This is a genomic window from Streptomyces sp. NPDC002564, assembly GCF_042889645.1.
Lineage (GTDB): Bacteria > Actinomycetota > Actinomycetes > Streptomycetales > Streptomycetaceae > Streptomyces.
Genome location: NZ_JBIARE010000002.1, coordinates 373,347 through 397,226, shown reverse-complemented (window position 1 = coordinate 397,226; position 23,880 = coordinate 373,347). Strand labels below are relative to the sequence as shown.

Here is a 23,880-nt window from a genome sequence, read left to right as displayed (position 1 = left end):
GGTACTCGGCCGGCATGGAAACTCACAGCAGTGCGGTCGTCCTGGCCGCCTCGGGCACCTCGTCGCTCCTCCTGATCATCGTGGGCATCGCCGTGGTCATCGGCCTGCTGGCCGCCCTCGTGGTCGGCCGACGCCGATCCGCCCGGCGCAGCGCCCCGACCACGCCCACGCCCTCACCGGGCCCGGCGGACCAGCAGCAGCGGGGCGTGGGCTGGCAGACCCCCGACGACGACCCTGAGCAGGGTCACCCCCACCGCTGACGCCGGGCACGCCCGCAGCAGCGAAAAGGAAGGGCCGTATCCGCCGCCCGTGGCTCCGCGCGATGCGGGTCCGGGCGGCGGTGCCCCGCGCCGACGGCGTGCCGTGGCGCCCTGCGGCCATCTCGGTCTGGGCAAGAGCTGCCGCTGCGGGCTAGTCTTGGGGCGGGCGTCGGCTTTCGACTGCCCGGCTGTCCCCAGCCCCGGACGGTTCATCCATCCGCTGCGGCACAAGGGACGCCCCCCATGGACGCGCTTCCGCGGTTCCCGGCTTCCTGTGCTGCCGCCAAGAGCGGCGAAGACGTTCGCGTCGCACCACGCACCAGCCGTCGGCGGCTGCCGGGCGGCTGCGGACAAGCACGTCGCACACCCACGCCGTACCGGCCGAAGACCCTCGCCGCAGCGAACACGCCGGGCCACCACCCCGGCGCTCTCCGGAACTCCACCTGATCCATCCCGGCCCGCGGGCCGGGTGCCTGTCCTCCTTCCACGACACGGGAGTGAGCAGGCTCAAGTGCTTGGGACCACAGGCGCTCACGCGAAAGCGGCGTGCCCGGGCCCAGGACTGCCCGGCACTCCCCACTCGCTGTCATGTCGCTGACCGCCATGCCGAGGAGAGCCCCCATGACCAGCCGACACCCCCACGACGACGCGCCCGACACCGCCCGGACGTTCGCCCGCTTCACCGCCTGCCCCGCCGGGCGCGAACGCGACGCGCTCTGCGCCGAACTCGTCGAAGCGTGGCTGCCCATGGCCCACCGCCTGGCCATCCGCTTCCGCAACAAGGGCGAGAACGTGGACGACCTCAAGCAGGTCGCCGCCCTGGGCCTGGTCAAGGCCGTCACCCGCTTCGACCCCGCACGCGGGGCCTTCGAGACCTACGCCATCCCCACCATCACCGGTGAACTGCGCCGCCACTTCCGCGACTACACGTGGGACGTCCGGGTGCCCCGGCGCGTCCAGGACCTGCGGAACAAGGTGCGTGTCGCCCGCCGTGAGCTCGCCCAGCGACCGGGCCGCCTCCAGACCGAGCCCAGCCTGTACGAGATGGCCGAGCAGGCGCACCTGACCACGGACGAGGTGCGTGACGGGATGGAAGCCCTGGAGAGCTACCGCACGCTCTCGCTCGACGCCGACACCACCTTCGAGGGCGGAGGACTCAACATCGCAGGCACCCTCGGCGCGGGTGACCCCGGCTTCGACCTCGCCATCGACCGTGAATCGGCCAAAGAGGCCCTCAAGAACCTCCCGGAACGTGACCGCACCATCCTCTATCTGCGCTTCTTCGAGGACTGGAGCCAGACCCGCATTGCCGACCAGGTCGGCCTCTCCCAGATGCACGTGTCCCGGCTGATCGCCAAGAGCTGCGCCCACGTCCGCACCTGCGCCGCTTGAGGCCACGGCACCGAACCGGTACGAGAGCAAGCCTCCCCACCGGCCCACCGCCCCCTCCCCTGTTGGAAGTGACCCCTCGTGCCGTATCCCCTGGCCCTCATCCAGGTCTATCCGCACCGCGTCACCACACTGCGCCACCGGGTCCGCCTGCTGCGCAACGGGCTGCCTCCCGCGCCGCTCGATCTGCGGCTGCGCTACACGGCGGCGGATCCGTTCGCCGTACGCATGACCCTGCTGGCGCACGGCGTCACCGCGGGGTGGACGCTGTCCCGGGAAGCCCTGGTGCTCGGGCTGCGCAGGCACGAAGGAGCGGGCGACGTGGCCGTGTGGCCCGTACGGGCGCTGCCGGGGCCCGACCGACTGAGCCTCCGCCTCGGGCCGCTGGGCAATTGCGCCGTCTTCCAGGCCGAACGTGCCGTGGTCTCCGCCTGGCTCGACGTCACCCTGCGGCTCGTCCCGCCCGGCTCGGAGAGCGACCACGTCGTCTGGGACGACTTCCTCGCACCGCTCCTGGACCAGGGCTGAGCGCGGTCCTTCGGAGCGAGGCCGAAGGAAGGCCGAACAGCGCGGATGCGTGGGCCCAAAGACCCCTGCCCACGGAGAGGAAGAGGCGAAAGCTGTACGCATGCATGACGTCACCGGCCTCCACCCCGCACCGCACCACCCGCCGTGCGTGCCCTCGGACACCTCATGCGCCCCCGATACGCCCATCAACTACGTCGTGACGCCCCCTGGAGGGCCGAGCGCCGAGGGAGAACCGCGACGAGAGGGGCCGTGGCGACGGCGCATCGGCACCGCGGCGTATGTCGCCACCTTGGGCGGATCAGTATGCGTCCTCTTCGGCGGACTGCTGCCGTGGCACGGGCACTGAGGGCGTCCCGGTTGGTCGGTCACCCCTGGCGTCCGGCGGCCGGCCGGGAGGAAGCACGCCCCCTCTGCACCGGCCGGGTCCGGCTCAGTCGTCGGACGGAGGAGAGGGGCGCGTCGGGGGCGCGTCGCGGCGCCAGAAGGTGGGGCGCCACCAGTACAGGACCGTCAGGTCTTCAGGCCACTCGGCGCTGCTGCCCGGCTCCTCGAAGGAGTCCCGCGACGGGTCGACCGGACGCCAGCCAGGATCCAGGGGTTCATCCCGGGCGGGCGGCCGCACGTTCTTGAGGAACCGCTCCTCGATGGCGCCGAGACGCCGAAAGTTGCGTTGCGCCTCCACCAGGCACACGGCGTTGGCCCCGAAGCTCCAGGGCCGGCGCAGCTGCACCAGGTCGTCCTCCCAGAAGCAGACGGCACAGATCTCGTAGCTCCCCTGCTCCCCGAACGTCTGGTGGCCGCAGCAGGGACACGGAAGCCAGCCGCCCGGAGGCGGTGCGGCGCCGCTCTCCGGGATCACCAGCGGCTCCCCTCGCGCCTGCGCGGCTTCGAGTGCTTCGAGTTCGGCCAGCTCGGCGCGTATCTGCGGATCCAGGTCGTTCACGGAGACGACCCTACGAGGCGGCATCACCGGGCTCGTCCGCGGGTGAGCACCCGGCCGGCCGACGCCACGCCGGCCAGTGGCCGACCGGAGCACTCGCCCCGCGCGTCCGCGTCCGTATTCGCGTCCGTGTTCGTCAGAACGTGGAGGCCGGTGCCGCAGGCGCCGACCAGTGCGCACCCACCCACGCTTCCAGCGACGTCAGCCCGGGGTGCCGCGCGCGCAGCGACGCCGGATCGGCCGCGAAGCCGACCGTGTTGAACCAGTCGAACATGGCGGCCAGCTCCTCGCTGCGGGCACGTACCTGCTCGATCGGCTGGGAGACGAAGCGCACGGGGCTGCCGGCGGCGCGGGCGAAGACGTCGGCCAACTGCGGGCCGGTCAGCTCGTCCGCGGCGATCTCGACGGTGCGCCCCAGGTGGTCGGCCGGGGCGTCGAAGGCGTCGGCGGCGATGTTCCCGATGTCGCCCGGGGTGATCATCTGCAGCTTCGTGTCCGGCTCCAGCGCCATCGTCAGCGTGAGCTCGCCGTCCACCCACTGCGGGCCCAGGTGCTCGAAGTTGGTGATGAAGAAGGTCGGCCGGAGGACGGTCGCGGGCAGCCCGAGCGCCGCGATGTGCCGCTCGACTTCGCCCTTGCTGGCGAAGTGCCGCACCTGGCCGGGGCGCTCGGCGCCGTCGACCGAGCTGTAGACGAAGTGCGCGACACCCGCGCGGGCGGCCGCGTCCGCGATCGCCTCGCCCTGTCGGATCTCACCGGCGAAGCCGTCCGGTCCGGCAAAGGTCTGCACGCTGAACACTCCGTACGCGCCGCGCAGGGCCGCGTCCAGCGATGCCGTGTCGTCCAGGTCACCGCGGACCAGGACGGCGCCCGACTCCTTCAGCGCCAGCGCCTCGGGCTTGTCCGGGTCGCGGACCAGTGCGTGCACCGTCCAGCCGCGGGACAGCAGGGCGCGCGCGGTGGCGCCACCCTGCCTTCCCGTCGCACCAGTCACCACGACGACACGGTTGTCAGACATCTGAGGCTCCTCGATCACGCAGGTCCCGGGTGCCTTGAGCGGCATCCCCTCGATGCACGGAACTCTGCTCCTTCAACAGGACTTGAGGTCCAGCCCCTGTGGCGCACGTCACATCTCCCGCCGAGGGTGCTTGTCCCACCGGGCTCTGTCGGCGCGCTTCATCACGGAAGTACCGGGGCAACGTTCCGACCACGCGACTCACGTGCTGCATTGGACGCCGATTTCCGGAGTTTATGCAGGCACCGCGAGCCCCGGCGCCCTCACGATTCCGCACGCGCTCCCCTTTCGCTCCTCCGCACCCCGGGGGAAACCGGCCAGAATTCACCACTCCACCTTGTCGCAGTTTGGATGAATCACGCGCAGGGCAATCAGCATTCGAGAAGAGACAGCAATTCCCATCGCCCCACCATCACCTTTGCGTTCCGAAGCGACTGACGGCGAAAAACTGTACGATTTCCGACCCTCGCGTGTATCGACTTTCGAAGATTCGCACGACGGAAGAAAGCGGAATGGGCATGGTGGAGCAGGAGGGCGGTGGGGACAGCGCTCCCGGTGCCGAGGCGCCGTGGCGGTGGGGCGAGGACAGATGGCGGGCACTGGCCGCGCAGGTGGGGGCGGGACGGGGCCTGCCACTGCGCACGTGGCCCGACGGTGCGTCCGTGGCGGTGGCCATCAGCTTCGACGTCGACGACGAGACCGCAGCCTTCTGCCAGAACGTCACATCTCCGGGCTACATCACTCAGGGCCACTACGGGGCGCGGGTGGGGATACCCCGGATTCTCGATCTGCTGGCCGTTTTCGGCGTGCGGGCCACATTCTTCGTTCCCGTCGTGTCCGCCCTTCTCCATGAAAGGGGAATCGGCCGGATCCAGTCGGCCGGACACGAGCTGGGATTGCACGGCTGGATCCACGAACGGTGCGGCGACCTCAACCAGGGCGAGGAATACGAGCTCGCGGAAAGCAGCCTCCACGCACTACGTCGGATCACCGGCTCCACGCCCACCGGAATGCGGACTCCGTGGTGGGACTACACCGAGCACACCTTGCCCATCGCCCGCGGACTGGGCCTGTCGTACGACTCCTCGCTGATGGCGGACGACGAGCCGTACGAACTGCTCCACCAGCACGAACCGACAGGGCTGGTCGAGATCCCGGTGTCCTGGATCCGCGACGACGCCCCGTACTTCCCGGATGATCCCGCTGCCCGCCAGGCCATGGCTCCCCGCCAGGTGCTGCAGATCTGGAAGGACGAGTTCGACGGGGCCCGCGACGTCGGCGGACTCTTTCAGCTCACCCTGCATCCGCATGTGATCGGCCACCGTTCCCGCCTGCTCGTCCTGCGGGAACTGCTGGTGCACATCACCGCCCGCGCGGGCGTCTGGTTCGCGACCCATGAGGAGATCGCGCGCCACACCCACCACACCCTCGTACAGCAGCGCGGGGCTCCCTGACGGGCCGGAGCCGCGGGACCCCGTCGCGCCCCAGGAGGGACCCATAATGGCGCAACAGCACCCGGCCGCCCGGTTCGACTGCCGTCCGGCCTCGTACGACCACCGTGACCGGCTCATCGAGGTCTACCGCGGCGCCTTTTACACCGACCCCGTCTTCGCGTGGCTGTTCCCGGACGAAGCGACCCGCACGGCGCGGCTGGAGACGTTCTTCACGATCATGGTCGACCACACCTTCGGCCACGGCGGATCCGCCCTGCAGACCCGCGACTACGGGGCGGTCAGCCTCTACTTCCCGCCCGAAGCGGTGGAGCAGCCCGACGACGTGCACACGGCACTGCTGGACTCTCTGCGGCACGCGCTGGGCGCCGACGCCGAGCGCGTCCTCTACCTCTTCGGTGTCCTGGGGGAGGCACATCCCAAGGACCTGGCGCCGCACTTCTACGGCACGTTCGTCGCCGCCCTGCCCGAGCACCAGGGCGCCGGCCTGGGCACCCGGCTGAAGCAGAGCCTGTTCGCGCTGGCGGACCAGTACGGTGCGGACCGGCACGGTGCAGATCGGCACGGCGCCGGGGCGTACGCGGAAGCATCCTCCCCCCGCAACCTCGCCTTGTACGAGCGGTTGGGCCAGCGCCGCCTGGGCATCGACATCACCCTGCCCGACGGCCCGCAGATCTTCCCGATCTGGCGCGCCCCGCAGCCCGCGTCCCGGTAAGCGCACCGCCGCGTCCGCCGCAAGAGGAAAGTGACGAGCTGATGGCCAGCGAACGACTCGACCGCATCATCGCCCCGCCGGCACCCCGTCCCACCGACGACCCCCTCGTCCCCGAGGCAGGTGACCTGCTGGCCGCCGTCGCGCAGTACGCCCGCACCTTCCTCCAGACGGCGCGGCCCATGCGCCCTCGCGCCCCCGAGCAGCTCAAGGACCTGCTGGGCGGCAGTATCCCGACGGCCGGACACGATCAGGAAGCCACCCTGCGAAACCTGATCGCCGCGGGCGAGGCCGGCCTCATGCCGTCCGGCGGCTCGCACAGCTTCGGGTACGTGGTGGGCGGCGCCCTGCCCATCGGCACCGCGTCCGACTGGCTGGTCAGTCTCTGGGACCAGTGCGCGGCGGTGTACGACACCAGCCCGCTGGCCTCGGTCGCCGAGGAGGTCTGCGAAAGCTGGCTGACCGACCTGTTCGGGCTACCGGCGAGTACCGTGATGGGACTGTCCTCGGGCTGCACGACGGCGAACCTGGTCTGTCTGGCCGCCGCCCGCCAGCACCAGCTCGCCGCAGCCGGCTGGGACGCCAACGACCAGGGAATGGCCCAGGCACCCCCGCTGACCGTCCTGCTCGGCCAGCACACCCACGTGTCGGTCCTGCGCTGTCTGCGCCTGCTCGGTCTGGGCGGTCACATCGGCGTCGTCGACGCGGGAGACGACGGCCGCATGGACGTGCGCCACCTCGCCGAGCTGGCCGGCCGCGCGCCCGGCGGACTGATCGTGTGCGCGCAGGTCGGCTCGACCGACTGCGGCTCCATCGACCCGCTGACCGAGGTCGGGACCATCACCCACAGCCACGGGGGCTGGCTGCACCTGGACGCGGCCTTCGGCATGTGGGCCGCCGCGTCCCCGGCCCTCCAACCCCTGCTCAACGGCCTGGAGCGGGCCGACTCCTGGGCCACCGACGGCCACAAGTGGCTCAACACCCCCTACGACTGCGGCATCGCCCTGTGCGCCCACCCCGACACGTTCCGCGCGGCCGTCGGTTTCAGTGCCGACTACCTCAACTCGACCCCTCGGGCCGGACGCGACCCGATGGACTACCGGGTGGAGATCTCCCAACGCGCCCGCGCCCTGACCTTGTGGGCCACCTTGCACCACCTCGGCCGCGACGGGATCGCCGACATGGTCGAGCGCAACTGCGAAGCCGCCCGCACCTTCGCACAGCTCCTGGCCCGCGAACCCGGCATCGACCTGCTGGCCCCGGTGATGCTCAACCAGGCGCTGCTGCACATCGGCGACGAAGCCACCACGCGAAGGATCATCGACACCCTCAATCACAACGGCTCCTGCTGGGTCACTCCCACCACCTGGCACGAGCGACCGGCGGTCCGTATCTCCGTCAGCAACTGGCAATCCGGTCCCCACAGCGCCGAAGACACCGCGAATGCTTTCCTGCGGGCCTACCGCGACCACCGCAGCCCCTGAGCCCACGGCCCCGGTCCCCCTCACGTCCGCGCGCCGCTCCACGACCCCGGACAGGCAGGAGCCCATGAGCGACACCGTTCTGCTGACCGCCCCCCACTGGTGGGACGGCCACCGTCTACGACCCCACGCCCGCGTCCTGGTCCGGGACGGCCGGATCACCGACACCGACTGCCGCCGTCCGCCCCCCGGCACCACGCACACCGATCTGGGCGGCCACACCCTGCTGCCCGGACTCATCGACTGCCACGTCCACCTCGCCCAGCCCCCTCCCACGACCGCACCCGACACCACCACGAGCCGAGCCCTGGCCGCCCTGCCCGCCCTGCGCGACCTGCTGGCCAACGGGTTCACCACCGTCCGTGACCTCGGCGCCACTCTGGACGATCCCCCGACGATCCACCTGCGCCACGCCCTGGCCACGGGCATCATCACCGGCCCCCGCCTGCTGCTCGCCCCCCACATGATCTCGCCACGCAACGGGCACGCCGACCACTCCACCTACGCCGCGCCCCCCGGCACCCGCGAGCACGGGGCCCTCGCCGACGGCACCGACGAGATCCTGCGCCAGATACGCCTCGAAGCCCGCCTCGGAGCCGACTGGATCAAATGCGCGGCCACCGGCGGCATCACCAGCCCCACCGACCGACCCGACCTGCCCGCCTACACCCAGGACGAACTCGACACCCTGGTCCGGGCCGCCACCGACCTCGGCCTGCCCTGCGCCACCCACGCCTTCTCCGACGACGGCATCATCCGGGCCGTCCGCGCGGGCGTCCGCTCCGTCGAACACGCCTGCCTCGCCACGCCCGCGACCCTCGAACTCCTGCGCACCCACGGCGTCTTCCTGGTCCCCACCCTCTACGCCGTCACCTACCACCTCGACCGCCTGGACGACGAAGCCTTCTGGGCCGGCCGCCCCCGGGAACACGCCAAGCTCACCCGCTACGCCGAGGCCCTGCGCGGCCACGGGTCACGCATCGCCGCCGGTAACACCAAGCTGGCGTTCGGCACCGACGCCGGCCTGTTCCCCCACAGCGAGAACTGGCGGGAGTTCCCCGCCCTGACCACCGCCGGCCTCGCCCCCCACCAAGCCCTACGAGCCGCCACGTCCACCGCCGCCGAGCTCCTGCGGTGCCCCGACCTCGGCACCATCGCCCCCGGCAGCCGGGCGGACCTCATCGCCGTCCCCGGCAACCCCCTGCACGACATCGACGTCATGGGCGCCGTCGACTTCGTCATGCAGCACGGCGCCGTCCGCCGCTGCCCCCACCCCTTCGGCGACAACTGCCCCTGCGGCAGGCCATAACGACCGAGGGCCGGGGGCGTGATCGTCCTCGACCGGTACAACATCAGCTCCGATGACGACGAGTTCTACTCCGTGATCAAGCACCTGGGCGAGCTGTGCGGGGCGTCTGCCTACCTCGTAGAAAGTCCGTTGCGCGGGGAGGCGGAGGGGGGAAGGGGCGATCGGCTGCCGGCGGTGTGGCCCCTGCTGCCCACTCCCGTTGTGTGCGCGTGTCAGCTGTCCAAGCGACGCTTGGCGAGCCTGGTGACGATCTCGGTTCTCCGCCATACGCTCGGCACGTACGGGCTTCGAGATGCGGACGATTTCGCGCTCGGTGAGCCAGCCGCCCCAGGACTGGTGCTGCACGCCGTGCTCGCGCATGAGGGCGTGGAAGTCTGCGCGCTGGAAGAAGGGGTGGGTTTCGACCTGGTTGACGCACGGCCGAAGGCTTCTTCGTTGCCGTAGGCGGCGGCGTCGACCAGGCCGTATCCGGCGCCCAGTGCGTCGGACACGGCTCGCTCGGTGTCGTCGGCGGGGATCTGGTAAACGCCGAAGCCGAGGAGCGGCATCCCGACACCGTTGTTTGTTCCTGACCAGCTACAACGGTATCCGCGCGTTTTCAGGAGGAGAATCGGAGGGCAGTTCCGGTCGCACCGGGAGCCCGGCGCGACCGGTTCCGCCTCCACCGCAGGCGCCGGAGCCGCGGGAGTGCCTCAGCGTTGCGGGAGTTCACGGCTGGTGGCATCGTCGGCGGGATTCGCCGCTGGAAGGATGCCACCAGCTAGTCGATGCATTCCCGGTCAAGTGACCCCAACACTGGTTGAAGGGCGAACGCTCACCGGCGGAAGCCGTTCTCCTGCGGCCATCGTGGCGGGTCTTTCCCCAGGGGCAGTACCGCAGCGACATCATCGGAAAGGCCACTCCGGTGCCTGTCGAGGTGAGTCCGGTACCCACCCGGCCCTGGACCCGGACGCGGGCGTGGTCGACCTCAGGTTGCGGGAACCGTCAACAGGGTTGGCGAGGGCGGGAAGTGCGCGGTGCGGCGGGCAGGCCATGAAGGCAGCCGGTATCGGCCGGTTCCAGGCGTCTAGTGCGTGGGGCTGGCAGCTGAGCTGCGCAGTCCGGTGGCCGGCTCATGGGGTCGTGCTGGCAGTGGCCCGCCGTATGGACCGCTGGTGACGCGGCTGGCCGGTTGTGGTTGGGTGGCCCGAGATCCTGCGGGAGAGCCGGGGGAAAGAGGGCAAGTCGGTGAGCGTGCTGGAGTATCCGGAAGGAGCCCGGGACGATGGGCTGCCGGCGGTGCTTTCCGATCCCGTACGGCTGGCTGCTCTCGAAGCCAGCGGCATGATCGCAAGCGCACCGGAGCAGGAGTTCGACGACCTGACGCGGCTGGCGGCGTCGGTCACCGGCGCGGCGATCTCAGCGATCACCTTCGTGGGTGATGCGCAGACCTACTGGAAGTCGGTGCCACACCTGCCCTATGGCGGGGTGGAGGCGTGGCAGAACGGGGTGGGGGAAAGTTTCTGCTACTTCGCCGTCGGCGCGAACGGCCCGTTCGTCGTGGAGGACGCGGCCAAGGATGCCCGCACTGCCGGTCACCAGGCGATCGGTCCGTGGGGCGTGGGCGCCTGGGCCGGGTTCCCGATCGTCACCACCGACGGGCACGCGATCGGGACCTTGTGCGTCATCGATGCCAACCCCCGCCAGTGGCAGCCGCAGGAGCTGGAGAGCCTTGCCGTGCTCGCTCGGGCGGTGTCCAACGAGATCAACCTGCGCATCTCGCTGAACATCGCACAGAGCGCCCTGGCCACGGCACAGAGTGCGCTGGCCACCTCGCGGGAGTTGGCCCGCAGCCTCCAGGACAGCCTGCTGCCCCCGGTCCTGCGTCCGGTGCCCGGACTGGACGCCGCGGCCCGCTACCTGCCCGCCACCGGCAACGTGGAGGTCGTCGGCGACTTCTACGACCTCTTCCATGCCCGCGGGCCGTGGTGGACGGCCGTGATGGGGGACGTCTGCGGCAAGGGCACCGAGGCGGCCAAGGTGACCGCCCTGGCCCGCTACACACTACGCGCGGATGCAGGGGACCACCTCTCCCCCGCCGAAGTCCTTGACCGGCTGAACACCGCCATGCTCGCCCAGCGCGCGCCGCGCTACCTGACTGCCGTGCAGGCCACCTTGCGCACCGCCCCTGCCGGCGCAGCCGGGCGGCTGTGCCTGGCCGGGCACCCTCCGGCCCTCATCCGCCGGGCTGACGGCCGTGTCCGGCAGGCCGGGGTCCCCGGCACCCTGCTCGGCACCATGCCCACCGTCCGCCTCACCGACGTGCGCTTCCGCCTCGCCCCCGGCGATCTGCTGTTCCTCTACACCGACGGCGCCTGCGAAGCACGCCCCGGCCCGCACAGCGCCCTGCCCCACCGGCCGATCTTCGACGAGGACGCCCTCGCCCGCGCCTTGGCGGACACCCACGGCTTGGACGCGGCGACCACCAACGCCCGCATCGCCGAGGTGCTGGCCGGCCATCACGGCGGCTGGGCCAGCGACGACACCGCCCTGCTCTCCCTGCGAGTCCCGCCGCAGCCCTGATCCTCGGGGACGGACTGGCGTCCAGCCGTGCAGCTTCCGGCGCAAAAAGCACATGAACAGCGCCACAATGGACAGAAGGCACCTGACATGCAGGAACGCCCGCCCGATGATCTTCTCGTCCGGATCACCGAGCACACTCGTCCCAACGCCTGCGTCCTGGCTCTGCTCGGCAGTACCGGAGCGTGGAACCTTTCTGCCCTGGAACGGGCGTTTCGCGATGCCGGAGCCACGGGACGCCCGCTCGTGGTAGACCTCTCCGGCCTCGACTTCGGCGACGAAGTCCTCCTCGGCCTCCTCCTCCATGCGTACGCCTCCCCCTGCGGACTCGTCCTGATCGCCCCCGCTGCCGGCGCCTTCACCCGCCGCCTGCACCGCACCGGAGTCGAGGAAATCTTCAACACACAGCACAGCCTGGCCCTGGCCCTGGCCCAGCTCCCCGGCTGACCGGGGCCAGCTCTGTTCGACCTGTCGCACTTCCGCCGATCACCTGTTTCGCCAGCTCCGAGACCCGCAGGTGCGGGGGCCTGCGTACGTGCGGAAGATGACGGGCCATGGTCATCCTCCCTTGCCCTCGTCGGGCGAATCCGGCCCGTTTCCGTCGTGGTTGAAGCGCAGACGTCGGGCGACGACGCCTCCGGCCACGGTTGTCAGCGTCTCCTCGGCGCGAAAGGCGTAGCCACGCAGGCGGACGAGTGCTTCGTCCAGCGGCACCCCGAGCTGGGCGCTGACCATGCCTGTGGCCTGGTGCACCACGGCCCGGCGAAGGTCATGGGGCGGACCTGTGAGCGAGGGGGGCGCGCCGTCGCGGGCAGAGTCCTCGGCGTGGCTGCTCAGGAGGTGGGCGGTGAGCACGGCGGCCAGCGCCGTGGCGTCCGCGTACTGCCGGGAGGTCAGCGGCTGTTGTCGTGCAGAGCAAAGGATGATCAGGACGCCAACGCTGATGGCGCCGACGCCGAGGGGGAAGCAGTACACGCCCTGCACTCCGAGCTCGCGGGCCGCGGGCAGCAGGACCGGCCACCGTTCCGCGCGCACCGCCCCCAGGTCGGGGACCAGAACGGGGACGGCGTGACGGACCGCGTCGAGCCCTGGGCCCTGTCCAAGGGTGAACTGCAGTTCCTCGAACTGTGCGCTGATCTCGGGAAAGCACCACACGGGCTCGGTGGACACCCCGCTGGTCGTGACCAGGGAGATCACGACACCGGCAGCGCCCAGGGCCCGCGTCGCGTCCCGGGCCAGATGCTTCACGTGCCCGTGGTGCACGGAGCGCAGGACCTGGGTCATGCCGCTTGTCGCCAACACGCTCCCTCCCGCCGTGCCTCGAAGTGCGGGGAGGGAAGGAGTCGGCGGGCCTCGTCCGCGCAGGTCGATCCAGCACTGCCTCCCCCAGTCCCGGGGCACCAAACGGTGAAGAGCACAGATGGCCGGTTCGCCCCCGCCCGCACGCAGGCGGGGAGGTGTTTGTCGGCGTCCTGATGGGCGCCCGACACGGCGGTTCGGCGCGGCGGTCGCGGACACGGCGATCGCCGGGCTCGCGCAGCGTCTGGCGCGACAGCTGCTGCAGGACCCGGCGCTGCCGGCGGCGGCCGGCGATTCGGTTCCGGCCCTGGCCCTGCTCCACCTGCTCGACCATTTCCAGCAGGACGCCGCCGCCACGGCGGCCCGCGCGGGCGCGGGCTATCCCCTCTCCGAGCGCGGAGCCCGCAACCTCGTCCAGATCACCGACGGCGTCGCCGCGCTGGAGCACCTGCGCGCCCCGACAGCCCCCGTCCGGACCTCATCGTCCTCGACCTCAACGTGCCCCGCATGAACGGACGGGACCTGCTCAAGGTCCTCAAGAACGACGAGAACGCGTGGTGGCGTCGGCTCGGGGCCCGGTGAAGTTGCCTCGATCCACGTTGACGCCATATTGGGCGAGTTATGGATTGAGGGACCCTGATGGCCCCGGACGTCTACATGTTGACCACGCGCCCGCACGGAGCTGCCACCCTAGCCACCTGCGAGGTGAGATCGACGTTCTCACCGCACCCGAACTCACCGGCGCCCTGCTGCTGACCCTCCAGCCACAGCGACCGGACCTCCTGATCGACCTACGCCCGGTGACGTTCATCGACACCAGTGGCCTGACCGCCCTGGCTCTGGTGCGGCACCGGGCCGTGACCCGTGGCGGACGGGCGCGGTTGATCTGCACCCATGCGCGGACGCTGTGGATGCTGGGTCACCCCCGCCTCGGCTTCGGTCTCGAAGTCCTGCCCGCCGTCCCGGACACCAGATCACCCTGCTTGCCTTGAGCTGCTTGCCTTGAGAGGGCCGAAGCCGCACAGCGGCAGCACCGGCCCGCCCCGCCACCGCACGCGGGGCTCTTCGGCGGTCAGGGCAGAGCCGGCGAGCGTGGCTGCCCTGTTCGCGTGCCACGCAGGAAGCGGATCGCAGCCCTGACTACGTCGGCCGTGGCAACACGCCCGCATGCGGCAGCCCTTCGAAGCTGTGGATTCGCCAGGCAAGTCCCCTCTCGCGACCACGGTGTAGGTGAGAAGAGGCAAATTGATGAATTCGGAGCAGGCGCACAGAAGGATTGGCCCGAATCCGGAGAATCAATCGAAAGACGGAATATTGCGCCCAGCTGAAGCGCATCTTCGACGCTGCGGCCACTGAGGCCCGGAGGGACTCTTCAGGCAGCAACAAGCCCCATTTCGGAGCGCTATGGGGTCAGGCGAGATTTTGAGGCCGGAAGCGTCCCTGTTGCCAACGGTGTGCAATAAGGTCACGAGCCTCATTCGGCGTAGCGTCCGCAGTTGTGTCGCCGTCGATTCTGCGGGCCGTATCGAATAGGTGCCAGCGGGCTTCACCTGCGCCTTTCGCTCATTCTGTGAACTCGGGTTCGTCGGCTGGAGGCGCGATGCGGTACGTAGCCCTCGGCGCACGTGGTTTTCTGCGTTGAGCCATCTCTCATGTCGTGCCGCAGCGAATTGATTTGACGCCTCGTCAGGTCCTTGTCGTGCTGCTCCACGGGGTCTGTGGGCAGCCCTGTGCACGGCTTTTCCTCTCAGCCTGGTCGGCCGGCGTCTCACCTTGGGTGGGCAGGTGCGTGGACAGGCTGTCGCGAAAGGATCACCTCCTGATGTCCCCTTCCAAAAGACCGGCCAGGCGCGTGGTCGACCAGGCGCTGCTGGTCCTGGGTTCCGGCGCACTGGCCGCGGGCCTGGCCGGACTGGCGCTCGCACCGACGCCCAGTGCTGCCTCCAGCCACCGTGAGGCACCCCTGATCGCCGGGGACCCGCGTGCCGACAACACGGACGTGTACGCCTTCACCAGCCCGGACCGCGGCGACTCCGTCACCCTGGTGGCCAACTGGATTCCCTTCGAAGAGCCCAACGGCGGTCCCAACTTCTACGCCTTCGCGGACGACGCCCGCTACCACATCAAGATCGACAACACCGGTGACGGACGCCCCGATCTCACCTACACGTGGACGTTCCGCAACCAGGTCCGCGACGCAGGCTCGCAGTTTCTGTACAACACCGGGCCGGTCACCTCGCTGAGCGACCCGGACCTGAACTTCCGCCAGACCTACGACCTCAAGGTCACCGACTCCCGTCACCGCACCCGCACCCTGCTGCGCGACGCGCCGGTGGCCCCCTCCCGTACGGGCAAGGCCTCCATGCCCGACTACGGGGCTCTGCGCACCCAGGCCGTCCGCTCGCTGAACGGCGGCGCCAAGGCGTTCGCCGGGCAGGCCGACGACCCGTTCTTCGCCGACCTGCGCGTCTTCGACCTCCTCTATGGAGGCAACCTCAGCGAGCGCGGCCAGGACACCCTGGCCGGGTACAACGTGAACACGGTCGCGCTGCAGATCCCCAAGAAGGCCCTCGCGCTGCGCGGCAACGCCTCCCGCAATCCCGTGGTGGGTGTGTGGTCGACCACCGAGCGGCGCGGCGCGCAGGTGTCCGACAGTCGCTCGGGCCACCACGGCGGCTGGCGCCAGGTGTCCCGCCTGGGCAACCCGCTGGTCAACGAGGTGGTCGTCCCGCTGAAGTACAAGGACGCCTTCAACTCCCTGGCACCGCACCAGGACCGTACGGTCAAGCCGGTGGTCGACAAGGTCCTCGACCCGATCCTGCCCAAGCTCATCCAGAAGGTCTACGGCGTCCCGGCACCCGCCACCCCGCGCAACGACCTGGCCGAGATCTACCTCACCGGCATCTGCAAGGCGTGCGGGCCCATCAAGGCCGACCTCAACGCCCACCGCCTGAACAAGGACGCCGTGCCCCGCCGGATCGTCCCGGCCGAGGAACTGCGCCTGAACATGGCCGTGGCGCCCGCCGCCCAGCCCAACCGTCTCGGCGTCCTGGCCGGTGACCTGGCCGGCTTCCCCAACGGCCGCCGTCTGGGCGATGACGTCGTCGATGTCTCCCTGCAGGCCGTCGAGGGCGCCGCGCAGAGCGGCAAGCTCGTACCCGCGCTGGCCGACGGCGACAAGGTCGACGCCAACGACGCCGCCTTCGGCTCGTCCTTCCCCTACCTGGCCCTGCCCAACACCAAGAGCGTCAACCAGGCGGCCGCAGGCGCCCAGGGGGCCCAGCGGTCCTCGCTGAAGACGTCCCAGGCAACGGCTGCCGGCGCGGCAGGTGTGCTGCTGCTGGGAGCCGGCGGCTACCGGATCCGTCGCCGGCGCACCGCCTAACACCCCCCCATCCCTGGCGGGCCGCGCAGTACGCCGCGCCCGCCAGGGCCTAGCCCCCTTTTTTTACGGAGGTATGCGTGCCCAGCGACCACCCGAACCGCAAGCCGGCCGGGCGCAGACATCTGCGCAGCGCCGCGGTCAGTATCGCCCTGGGCGCCGTCCTGTTCACCGCCGGTGCACTGGGCCTCTCGCCTCAAGGCGAGGCCACCTCCAAGTCCCCCGCCGTTCAGGGCGCTTCCGCACACGGCGGATCAGTCGATGCCCTGCAGCAACGGGTGCGCCACGTGCCCGCAGACCCGCAGGCGTGGTCGGCTCTGGGGATGGCGTATGTGCAGCAGGCCCGCCAGAACGCCGACCCGGCCCTCTACGCGAAAGCCGAATCCGCACTGCGCCGCTCGCTGAAGGTGCGACCGTCCGGCAACGACCACGCAGAGACCGCGATGGGAGCACTCGCCGCCGGCCGCCACGACTTCACCGCGGCCCTCGCCTGGTCGCGCAAGGCCACCACGACGAACCCCTACAGCTCCTCCGCCCACGGCGTCCTGGCCGACGCCTACACCCAGCTCGGCCGCTACGAGCAGGCGTTCGACTCCGTCCAGCGCATGATCGACCTGCGGCCCGACAGCACCTCCCTGGCCCGCGCCTCCTACATGTGGGAGCTGCGGGGCGAACGGTCCAGGGCCCGTGCGCTGATGGCCCGCTCGCTCAGGGCCGCATCGTCACCTGCCGAGCAGGCGTTCGCCCATGCCCACTTGTCCCTCCTCGCCCTGGACCGGGGCGATGCCCGCACCGCCCTGCGCGAGGCCCGGTCGGGACTGCGCGCCGCCCCGCACGACAGCGCCCTGCTGGAGGCGCGGGCCCGCGCCCACGCCGCGCTCGGCGACACCGGCCGGGCCGTGCGCGACTACCGCCAGGCCATCGCGATCGCACCGCTGCCCCACTATCTGCTGGGCCTCGGAGAGCTCCAGCAGTCCCTCGGCCGGCGCGAACAGGCCCGGGAGCAGTACGACGTGCTGCGCGCCCAGGACAGGGTGCGTCAAGCCACCGGCGCGGCGCCCGACACCGACGCGATCCTCTTCGAAGCGGACCACGGAAATCCGCGTACCGCCGTCGCCCTGGGCCGCCAGGCCGTCACCACCCGGCCGTTCCTCGCCGTCCACGACGCCTACGCCTGGGCCCTGCATCAGGCCGGCCGTGACGACCAAGCACTTGTGGAAGCCAACCGCGCCCTGGCCCTGCACACCCAGAGCGCCCTCTTCCACTTCCACCGGGGCATCATCCACCAGGCGCTCGGCCACACCACCAAGGCCCGGCAGGACCTCGGTCGTGCGCTCGCCATCGACGGCCGCTTCCACCCCCTGCACGCCCCCCAGGCCCGCACCGCGCTCCGCAGAATCGACGGCACCCGATGAACTCGATCACTCTCCGCGCCGCTGCCAGGCTGCTTGTCGCCAGTGCGTGCCTGAGCGGCGCGATGCTGCTCTCCGTCCCTGCTGCCGCGGCACACCCGCTGGGCAACTTCACCGTGAATCACCACACCGGACTCGTCCTGCACCCCGACCACATCGACGCCCGTGTCGTCGTGGACCGCGCCGAGATCGCCGCCGCCCAGGAACTCCCCGACGTCGACACCGACCGCAACGGACGCCTCACCCGCGACGAGAAGAACCGCTACGCACGAGCTGCCTGCACCACTCTGAAGCGGCAACTCACCGTCACAGCCGGGCAGAGCCTCCTCGCCTGGCGCCTCGACTCCAGCCGCTTCGGACGGCAGCCCGGCGAGGCCGGGCTCAACACCAGCCGCCTCCAGTGCGCCCTGAGCGCACCCGCCGACCTGCACGCGCCGTCCACGCTCGCGCTGCGCACGGCGTACGACACCCGGCGCGTCGGATGGCAGGAGATCACCGCTCGCGCCGACAGCCTCGCACTGACCTCGTCCGACGTCCCCGCACAGTCACCGACCAGCGAACTGCGCCACTACCCCGAAGACCCGCTGGCCGCACCGCTGAACCAACGCACCGCCACCCTGCACAGCGAGCCGGGGCAGACACAGGCGCTGACCGCCGTCCGCGACGCCCTCCCCACGACAGGCCCCCTCGGCACGGCACTGGCCGCCACACAGAACGCCTTCGACGCAGCTCTGGGCGCACGCGAACTGACCGTTCCCGTCGGGCTGCTGGCGCTGCTGCTCTCGCTCGTTCTGGGCGCCTCGCACGCCGCCATGCCCGGGCACGGCAAGACCCTGATGGCCGCCTATCTCGCCGGACGACGCGGCACCCCGCGGGACGCCCTCACCGTCGGCGCCACCGTCACCTTCACCCACACCGCCGGCGTTCTCGCCCTCGGCCTCGCCCTCCCCCTCGCCACCCACCTCGCCGGCGAAACCGTCCTGACCTGGCTCGGCGCGACCAGCGGCCTCATCATCACCGCCATCGGACTGTGGCTCCTGCGCTCCGCACTCCTCAACCGCACTAACCCGCACCACCATCACCATCACGGACACCACCACCATCACGGTCACAGCCATGGACACGGCAGCGACCACCACCACAGCGCTCCCGACGGGAGCGAGCCGGCCGGTGCACGGGCCTTCACCGGCTCGACAAGCGCGACGGCCCCACAAGAGCAGCTCGAGCCAGGTTCCGTCGCCGTCCTGACCAAGGAACGCGAGCACCCTCACAGCCACAGCCACAGCCACAGCCACAGCCACAGCGGAACGGACCACGCCGCGCACCCTCCCCGGACCAGGCGAAGTGGCCTCATCGGCATGGGCATCGCCGGAGGCCTCGTGCCAAGTCCGTCCGCGCTCGTCGTCCTCCTCGGAGCCACGGCACTGGGCCGCACCGCCTTCGGCATCACCCTGGTCATCGCCTACGGCATCGGGATGGCAGGTACCCTCACCCTGGCCGGCCTCCTCCTCGTACGGCTGCGCGACCGCATCGAAGCCGGACTGCGCACAGCCGACGCACCGCGCTGGAAGCGGCTGCGCCGCCTCGCCCGCTACGGACCGATCGGTACCTCGCTCCTGGTCCTCTGCGTCGGCCTCGGCCTGGTCACCCGCGCTGCCACCAGACCATGGTGACGAACGCTTCCATCGTCGCTCCCCTCGCCGACAACGCGACACCTCACCGCACCGCAGTCGCCCGTATCGCGGTCTCGATCACCTACAACACACCCGTCGCGCCGGACCTGGCCGCGCGCCTGGATACAGCGGCGCAGACCGCCCTGCGCGGGGCACCGGAGGGTCTCACCTCGGTGGTCACGGAGGTCCTCGACGCGGCGGGCGGCCCCCTCTGGGAGGGAGTTGCGCACACCCCCCGATCCAACAGGTGTCCACCGGTGACAGCGAGTTCAGGTGCGCAGGGTACGGAAGAAGGCGCGGATGTCGTCGACGAACAGGTCGGGAACCTCGAACGCGGGGAAGTGCCCGCCCTCGGCGTGCTCCCGGAAGAACACCGCACTGTCCGGGGCGGGACCGAGGACCTTACGGACGACGGGGTCGCTGTAGAAGAGCGAGGAAGCCATCGGCACGCTCGAAGGGCTGCCCCAGCCGGCGTTGTCGGCGTGGGCCAGTTCCCAGTAGAAGTCGCCGGCCGCGGGCCCGGTACGGGTGAACCAGTAGAGGCTCGCGGTGATCAGGACATTGTCGCGACTGATCGGTGTGGCGGGGTTGGCCCACTGCACGAACTTCTCGGCGATCCAGGCCAGCTGAAGGATGGGTGAATCGGTCAGGCCCACCGAGAGGGCGTTGGGCGCGGTCGAGTGCAGCACCTTGTAGCCCTTCATCTGTGACCATCGGTGCTGGGCCGCTTCGAGTTCGGTGCGCTCCTGCGAAGTCAGGCCGTCCGGCACCGGGAGATCCTCACCGACCATGCCGAGCTGGAGCCGGTCACCATGCGTATGCGCGCCGATGACCCGCTCGGGCATCAGCGTGGCCACCCGGCCGGTCACGCCGGCCCCCAGGTCGCCGCCTTCAACACCGAAGCGCTCATACCCCAGACGGGTCATCAGCTCCCCGAATGCCAGGGCGGTGCGCTCCAGATTCCAGCCGCGCGCCGAGAGCGGGCTGGAAAAGGCGAACCCGGGAAGGGAGGGAATGACGACATGAAACGCGTCGACCGGATCTCCGCCATGCGCGCGCGGATCGGTCAGAGGCCCGCTGGCTTCCAAGAACTCCACGAACGATGTCGGGTAGCTGTGGTTCAGCAACAGCGGCGTGGCGTCCGGCTCCGGCGAACGCAGATGCAGGAAATGGATGGTCTGCCCGTCGATCTCGGTCAGGAACTGCGGGAAGGCATTGAGCCGGGACTCGTGGGCCCGCCAGTCGAAACCGTCCGCCCAGTAGTCGGCCAGTTCGTGAAGGTAGGACTCGGGGATGCCGCGCTCCCACTCCGATTCGACGCCGGGAACCGGGTAAGGCGACCGCCTACGGGCCAGGCGGTCATGCAGGTCTTCGAGATCTGCCCGCGGGATATCGATCCGGAAGGGGCTGAGGTCAGCACACATGTTCATCAATCTATGACCATTCCAGGCAAAACGCCGTGAGCGAGCCCAGTACGAGGCGAGGAAGACGCCAGGCCGCAGGCCGCGGTCGACATAGCCCCGCGCCGCCGCACAGCAGCGCCCTCAGTAGAGCTCAAGGAAGGCGAAAACGCTCCTGCGCAAGCCAACGCCACCTGCTCCGAGCGGAGCGGCGAAGTCGGCCGCGCACGCACGCCCCAGCGCGGGCGGGGTGCCGGTCGCGGCGTGGCCGGCCCCAGGAGCACCTGGGCGAGGGCCTGGTGGTGCTGCCGGGACCGGCGTCGGAGCCGGCGGCCACGCTGATGGCCGGGCGCACGGTGCGCCTCGGGGGTGCCGATGGTGGTCTTCAACGCGGCCCCTGTCCTCAGCGGAGGTGAACGACGCGTTGCGCCGACCGGGTGAAGGGGGCGCTCTCGCGACGACCTACCGCGCCCTTGAAGTCTTGGCACGCACCACCAAGCCGTCCGTGAGCGGACCGGTGGTGCCGGGAATCGAGTCGTCGCGCGACGGAAGTTCGGCAAGGAGTGGATCTGACGGCCGTCGGCCCACCGCGGTCGCCCCAGAGCAGCACGGACGCGGGGCGAACAGCACACCCCGCCGGCCGGGCTACGCCCAGTTCTGCTCCGCGAACGCGACCAGAGCGCCCATGGCCATGCCCACAGGGATCCACGTGGCTATCAGGTTCCAAACCTTGGGGTCCGAAACATACTTGCCGGAGATTTCGTTGCACTCTGGCACGTTCGGTTGGTCGCGCGCGCCTGCTGAACACCCCCTCCCCCCTTTACGGTGCGAAAAAAAGATGACCCGAATCCGACCGTTTTGAATTCTGATCTCCGATTCCCCATGCGCTCTTGCCGAAGACGACCGAAGCTCAAGCCCACCTTTACCCCTCTCGAGTAACGCGGACGCGCGTAGACTCGAACGCGTGTTTTAACGGGCGAATGCGTCAGGCGAGACGCTTTCTAGTCAATCAATTTTGTGCCGGAGAATTGACGCTCGCCAGGACATCCCGGATTATCGGATACGAAGTACGGTGTTTGGCGACCTCCCGCATGAGCCCCTCGCTCAAGAGGAAATGCGCCACCCGGCACCTGCGACCCAAAACGAAAGGAAGATAAGACATGGCCCGAAGGTCTATCCTCGACGACATGATCAAACGTTCCGAGAACTTCAACCGCGACTCGTCGAAAGCGCTTCGGAAAGGTCTCAAATCGACCAAGGGAAAGGGTAACAAGCGCGCCAAGCGCAATGAGAAGCACATCCAGATCCTGTCTGAGCAACTTGGCACCCTGGCTCAGCAAGTGGCAGCTCTGACTGCGCTGCACAAGGAACGGGAACAGAAGGTCTAGAGGGAGAGCGAGTCCGGGTGTCTGAAGGACGCGGTGCACGTACAGTCCGCATCGTCTCTCGCTTCATCGGGCGTGAAATCGGCTGCACCTTGCGCTCACATCCTTGGGGCAGCCGGTCGAACGCCGTCAGCCCTCACCAGGCGCACCTCCGGAGAGCTAAGGAATTGCGCCGTACGCTGGAGCATCTCGGGCCGTTGTACACCAAGGTCGGACAAGTTCTTTCCACCCGGCCGGACCTAGTACCCCAGTACCTCATGGACGAGCTGGAGAAGCTGCAGGACCACGCGATGGTGGAGCCTTTCGGCGAGTACGAAAGGGTGCTGTGCGAGGAGCTGGGAGAAGACTGGCGGGAGCGTTTTCGGGACATCCAGACCTCGCAGCCCCTGGGGGCCGCATCACTGGCCCAGGTGTACAAGGCCGTCACTTGGGACGGCCGGCCGTGTGTCGTAAAGATCCAACGCCCGGGAAGCAAAGAAGCCGTGCTGGGGGACATGACGGTCCTGCGTACCGTGTCACGCCTCCTGAAGCGCGCCGCTCCACGCTTCAGTGAAGTCGTCGATACCAGTGCGATGCTGGAGCTGCTCTTCGCAGTGATGGAGGATGAACTCGATTTCACGCGCGAGGCGAAAAACATGAAGGACGCACGCCGGGTGGCGGCACACTATTCCCAGATCAAGGTGCCACGGGTTATCGCAGTGACGCCACGAGTGCTGGTGCAGTCCTTCGCCGAAGGTGTTCCGATCAGCCAGGTAAAAGCGGACGATTTTACGAAGAAGCAGCGCAAGAAGACGGCCAACCAGCTGATCTCCTACATGTTCCGAAGCTACTTCGTCGAACGCACCTTCCACGCGGATCTACATCCGGGAAACATCATCATCAGCCCGGACGGAAAAGCCCATCTGATCGACTGGGGCATGGTGGGAAAGATGGACCGAGAGACGAGCAGCACCATGCTCGGCGTCTTTCTCTCCCTGGCCCAGAACGACGGTGTCGCGATGGCAAGACACTGGGTTCAGCTCGGTACCGCGACTCCCTGGAGCAACGTCTCATCCTTCGTCGGCGACATTTCGCGCGTGGTTCCTCGGTGGGCCGATGCGAGCCTGTTGGAACTCAACTACGGCGTCGCCCTGATGACCGTCATGAAGCACTCCTCGGCCAACGGAATTCAGATCACGCCGCTGGTTTCGGTCATGGGGAAATCCGTGGCCAACCTTGAGGGCTCTTTGCGCTGCCTGTACCCAAGGCTCAAGTTCGCCGCGGCGCTCCGGGAGTCGCTGCAGGACATCATGCGAGACCTAGTCCTCGACAACCTCTCCGCGGAGCAGGGGGCGCAACTGACGCTAAGCGTCCTCAAGACGCTCGGGACAGTGCCCGCTCAACTACAGTCAGGTGCCAAGGATCTCGCGGACCGCCAGCTCGCGGTGCAGACACGCACCAACCTTGCCGACCCCATCTCCGCCACCAGGAGACAGCATCTGTCCGTCGCCTGGCGGAGGCTCGATGCGCTGGCGGGCGTCTCCACCGCGCTGGTGGCGCTCAGACAGTCACGGCAGCGTAGGCGCTTCTCTCACACTCCCTGAGACCGGCCCTCCGCGGGCGCCCTGTACTCGGGACGCCTCGCCCGCCGTTCGCAGAATCGTTCACGTAGGGGCCCGGTCGCGCAAGTGGTGCGGCCACGCCCC

19 protein-coding genes and 2 pseudogenes are annotated in these 23,880 nt (G+C 69.6%); 16 read left to right on the top strand and 5 right to left on the bottom strand.

Features of this window, described 5'->3' with window-relative positions; translation table 11 throughout:
• Positions 1-14: 14 nt before the first annotated feature.
• From ACFYXE_RS08245 to ACFYXE_RS08235, 3 genes are all read left to right on the top strand, one after another.
• Positions 15-260: a DUF6479 family protein gene (locus tag ACFYXE_RS08245; protein WP_361169403.1), complete on the top strand. Its 246-nt coding sequence runs from the start codon at positions 15-17 to the stop codon at positions 258-260.
• A gap of 621 nt (positions 261-881) precedes the next feature.
• Entirely contained in the window at positions 882-1,652 is a 771-nt protein-coding gene (locus ACFYXE_RS08240; protein WP_389310242.1) for a SigB/SigF/SigG family RNA polymerase sigma factor, read from the top strand.
• 78 nt (positions 1,653-1,730) lie between these two features.
• Positions 1,731-2,177, top strand: a complete 447-nt coding sequence (locus ACFYXE_RS08235) for an SsgA family sporulation/cell division regulator (RefSeq protein ID WP_389310240.1) — start codon at positions 1,731-1,733, stop codon at positions 2,175-2,177.
• Positions 2,178-2,607: 430 nt separating this feature from the next.
• On the opposite strand, the gene ACFYXE_RS08230 is transcribed toward ACFYXE_RS08235, so the two are convergent.
• Both ACFYXE_RS08230 and ACFYXE_RS08225 read right to left on the bottom strand, forming a co-directional pair.
• Positions 2,608-3,120 (bottom strand): CPCC family cysteine-rich protein, encoded by a 513-nt coding sequence (locus ACFYXE_RS08230; RefSeq protein WP_389310238.1) that lies wholly within the window; start codon positions 3,118-3,120, stop codon positions 2,608-2,610.
• A 133-nt stretch (positions 3,121-3,253) separates the two neighbouring features.
• Positions 3,254-4,135 carry an NmrA/HSCARG family protein gene (locus ACFYXE_RS08225; RefSeq protein WP_389310236.1) on the bottom strand — a complete coding sequence of 294 codons (882 nt, stop codon included), beginning with the start codon at positions 4,133-4,135 and terminating at the stop codon, positions 3,254-3,256.
• Positions 4,136-4,602: 467 nt separating this feature from the next.
• Between ACFYXE_RS08225 and ACFYXE_RS08220 the strand changes: the two genes are divergently transcribed.
• From ACFYXE_RS08220 to ACFYXE_RS08205, 4 genes are all read left to right on the top strand, one after another.
• The gene (locus tag ACFYXE_RS08220; RefSeq protein ID WP_389310234.1) at positions 4,603-5,586 is read left to right on the top strand and encodes a polysaccharide deacetylase; all 984 of its coding nucleotides are present in this window, start codon (positions 4,603-4,605) and stop codon (positions 5,584-5,586) included.
• 46 nt (positions 5,587-5,632) lie between these two features.
• Entirely contained in the window at positions 5,633-6,298 is a 666-nt protein-coding gene (locus ACFYXE_RS08215; protein WP_389310232.1) for a hypothetical protein, read from the top strand.
• A 41-nt stretch (positions 6,299-6,339) separates the two neighbouring features.
• Positions 6,340-7,779: a pyridoxal phosphate-dependent decarboxylase family protein gene (locus ACFYXE_RS08210; protein WP_389310230.1), complete on the top strand. Its 1,440-nt coding sequence runs from the start codon at positions 6,340-6,342 to the stop codon at positions 7,777-7,779.
• A 64-nt stretch (positions 7,780-7,843) separates the two neighbouring features.
• On the top strand, positions 7,844-9,085 hold the full coding sequence (locus ACFYXE_RS08205) for an amidohydrolase family protein (protein ID WP_389310228.1): 1,242 nt from the start codon (positions 7,844-7,846) through the stop codon (positions 9,083-9,085).
• 249 nt (positions 9,086-9,334) lie between these two features.
• On the opposite strand, the pseudogene ACFYXE_RS08200 reads toward ACFYXE_RS08205, so the two are convergent.
• Positions 9,335-9,633: pseudogene (locus ACFYXE_RS08200) on the bottom strand (hypothetical protein); the annotation flags it as partial.
• Positions 9,634-10,321: 688 nt separating this feature from the next.
• Here ACFYXE_RS08200 and ACFYXE_RS08195 point away from each other — a divergent pair.
• Together ACFYXE_RS08195 and ACFYXE_RS08190 are read left to right on the top strand one after the other, a co-directional pair.
• On the top strand, positions 10,322-11,647 hold the full coding sequence (locus ACFYXE_RS08195) for a GAF domain-containing SpoIIE family protein phosphatase (protein WP_389311377.1): 1,326 nt from the start codon (positions 10,322-10,324) through the stop codon (positions 11,645-11,647).
• A 27-nt stretch (positions 11,648-11,674) separates the two neighbouring features.
• Positions 11,675-12,091, top strand: a complete 417-nt coding sequence (locus ACFYXE_RS08190; RefSeq protein WP_389310226.1) for an STAS domain-containing protein — start codon at positions 11,675-11,677, stop codon at positions 12,089-12,091.
• A 111-nt stretch (positions 12,092-12,202) separates the two neighbouring features.
• On the opposite strand, the gene ACFYXE_RS08185 is transcribed toward ACFYXE_RS08190, so the two are convergent.
• Positions 12,203-12,946, bottom strand: coding sequence for an ANTAR domain-containing protein (locus tag ACFYXE_RS08185; protein WP_389310224.1), 744 nt, complete (start codon positions 12,944-12,946; stop codon positions 12,203-12,205).
• A gap of 118 nt (positions 12,947-13,064) precedes the next feature.
• Here ACFYXE_RS08185 and ACFYXE_RS08180 point away from each other — a divergent pair.
• The 5 genes and pseudogenes from ACFYXE_RS08180 to ACFYXE_RS08160 all read left to right on the top strand — a co-directional run.
• Positions 13,065-13,495: pseudogene (locus ACFYXE_RS08180) on the top strand (hypothetical protein); the annotation flags it as partial.
• Positions 13,496-13,497: 2 nt separating this feature from the next.
• Positions 13,498-13,935 (top strand): STAS domain-containing protein, encoded by a 438-nt coding sequence (locus tag ACFYXE_RS08175; protein ID WP_389310222.1) that lies wholly within the window; start codon positions 13,498-13,500, stop codon positions 13,933-13,935.
• 830 nt (positions 13,936-14,765) lie between these two features.
• Positions 14,766-16,328, top strand: coding sequence for a DUF4331 domain-containing protein (locus ACFYXE_RS08170; RefSeq protein WP_389310220.1), 1,563 nt, complete (start codon positions 14,766-14,768; stop codon positions 16,326-16,328).
• Between the two features lie 77 nt (positions 16,329-16,405).
• A complete protein-coding gene (locus ACFYXE_RS08165; RefSeq protein ID WP_389310218.1) occupies positions 16,406-17,740 on the top strand; it encodes a tetratricopeptide repeat protein in 1,335 nt (444 codons plus the stop codon).
• A complete protein-coding gene (locus ACFYXE_RS08160; RefSeq protein ID WP_389310216.1) occupies positions 17,737-19,410 on the top strand; it encodes a nickel transporter in 1,674 nt (557 codons plus the stop codon). Before ACFYXE_RS08165 ends, ACFYXE_RS08160 begins: the two co-directional genes overlap by 4 nt.
• 269 nt (positions 19,411-19,679) lie before the next feature.
• Here the strand turns inward: ACFYXE_RS08160 and ACFYXE_RS08155 are convergent, their stop codons facing one another.
• Positions 19,680-20,834, bottom strand: coding sequence for an epoxide hydrolase family protein (locus ACFYXE_RS08155; RefSeq protein WP_389310214.1), 1,155 nt, complete (start codon positions 20,832-20,834; stop codon positions 19,680-19,682).
• A gap of 1,163 nt (positions 20,835-21,997) precedes the next feature.
• Here ACFYXE_RS08155 and ACFYXE_RS08150 point away from each other — a divergent pair.
• Positions 21,998-22,198, top strand: a complete 201-nt coding sequence (locus tag ACFYXE_RS08150) for a hypothetical protein (RefSeq protein WP_389310212.1) — start codon at positions 21,998-22,000, stop codon at positions 22,196-22,198.
• A 254-nt stretch (positions 22,199-22,452) separates the two neighbouring features.
• The gene (locus tag ACFYXE_RS08145; RefSeq protein ID WP_389310210.1) at positions 22,453-23,778 is read left to right on the top strand and encodes an ABC1 kinase family protein; all 1,326 of its coding nucleotides are present in this window, start codon (positions 22,453-22,455) and stop codon (positions 23,776-23,778) included.
• The last annotated feature ends 102 nt before the right edge of the window (positions 23,779-23,880 follow it).

Coding starts and splice junctions, on each gene's coding strand:
- ACFYXE_RS08245 (WP_361169403.1), top strand. CDS start 15: ATGGAAACTCACAGCAGTGCGGTCGTCCTGGCCGCCTCGGGCACCTCG.
- ACFYXE_RS08240 (WP_389310242.1), top strand. CDS start 882: ATGACCAGCCGACACCCCCACGACGACGCGCCCGACACCGCCCGGACG.
- ACFYXE_RS08225 (WP_389310236.1), bottom strand. CDS start 4,135: ATGTCTGACAACCGTGTCGTCGTGGTGACTGGTGCGACGGGAAGGCAG.
- ACFYXE_RS08215 (WP_389310232.1), top strand. CDS start 5,633: ATGGCGCAACAGCACCCGGCCGCCCGGTTCGACTGCCGTCCGGCCTCG.
- ACFYXE_RS08210 (WP_389310230.1), top strand. CDS start 6,340: ATGGCCAGCGAACGACTCGACCGCATCATCGCCCCGCCGGCACCCCGT.
- ACFYXE_RS08205 (WP_389310228.1), top strand. CDS start 7,844: ATGAGCGACACCGTTCTGCTGACCGCCCCCCACTGGTGGGACGGCCAC.
- ACFYXE_RS08170 (WP_389310220.1), top strand. CDS start 14,766: ATGTCCCCTTCCAAAAGACCGGCCAGGCGCGTGGTCGACCAGGCGCTG.
- ACFYXE_RS08160 (WP_389310216.1), top strand. CDS start 17,737: ATGAACTCGATCACTCTCCGCGCCGCTGCCAGGCTGCTTGTCGCCAGT.
- ACFYXE_RS08155 (WP_389310214.1), bottom strand. CDS start 20,834: ATGTGTGCTGACCTCAGCCCCTTCCGGATCGATATCCCGCGGGCAGAT.
- ACFYXE_RS08150 (WP_389310212.1), top strand. CDS start 21,998: ATGATCAAACGTTCCGAGAACTTCAACCGCGACTCGTCGAAAGCGCTT.
- ACFYXE_RS08145 (WP_389310210.1), top strand. CDS start 22,453: ATGGACGAGCTGGAGAAGCTGCAGGACCACGCGATGGTGGAGCCTTTC.